The 554-nt window shown below is 53.6% G+C and carries 2 protein-coding genes; both read left to right on the plus strand.

The genetic code is table 11. The features are described from left to right. Positions 1-25: 25 nt before the first annotated feature. The gene (locus ACOTX4_RS26035; RefSeq protein WP_058689304.1) at positions 26-265 is read left to right on the plus strand and encodes a hypothetical protein; all 240 of its coding nucleotides are present in this window, start codon (positions 26-28) and stop codon (positions 263-265) included. Then, on the plus strand, positions 265-554 hold a 290-nt coding region (locus ACOTX4_RS26040; protein WP_308890429.1), incomplete at its 3' end, for a hypothetical protein. The genes ACOTX4_RS26035 and ACOTX4_RS26040, both read left to right, overlap by 1 nt.

Below are 554 nucleotides of genomic sequence, written 5' to 3' on the forward strand. Positions count from 1 at the left end.
CACAGTAATAAAGGGAGTGCAGATTATGCCCCGAATTTCAGATATTCAGGCCGCCTTTATTGCGGCCATAGAGCTTAACCCAAAGGGCTACCGCTGCCTGAGAACAGACAGCTTTATAGAAAAGTTGCGTGGTTTTAACTGGCACTTCACCCGAGCCGACGCCAATGCATGGATAGAGCGCAATCAGCCAGGCTTCGCTGACAAGACGACAGACGGTAGCGACAACAGGTACTGGATCCTGCGTAACATGGGGAGAGTTCTCTAATGGGATTTCCTTCACCGGCGGCTGATTTCGTAGCACCGCGTTTATCTCCGGAAATTATCTGCGGGATCGGCATGGACAGCCGCATCCTCGAAACCTCGTCTGGCTTTGCGGTTATCGAGCCGTGCACCAGACTGGTACAGAATCAGGTTCTGCTAATCCTCAGCGGCGGACGGACTCAGTTTGCCAGAGTCATGGGCAGGGCGCTGATTTGTGATGATGGTGAAGCGATAGAGGGGGAGGCTGCGGAAGAGGTTGAGGTGATGGGGCGGGTGACGTTCTTCATCAACAG

Origin of the sequence: Enterobacter cloacae complex sp. IR5459 (genome assembly GCF_049238005.1) — a bacterium.
Classification (GTDB): Bacteria; Pseudomonadota; Gammaproteobacteria; order Enterobacterales; family Enterobacteriaceae; genus Enterobacter; species Enterobacter hormaechei_C.

Coding starts and splice junctions, on each gene's coding strand:
- ACOTX4_RS26035 (WP_058689304.1), top strand. CDS start 26: ATGCCCCGAATTTCAGATATTCAGGCCGCCTTTATTGCGGCCATAGAG.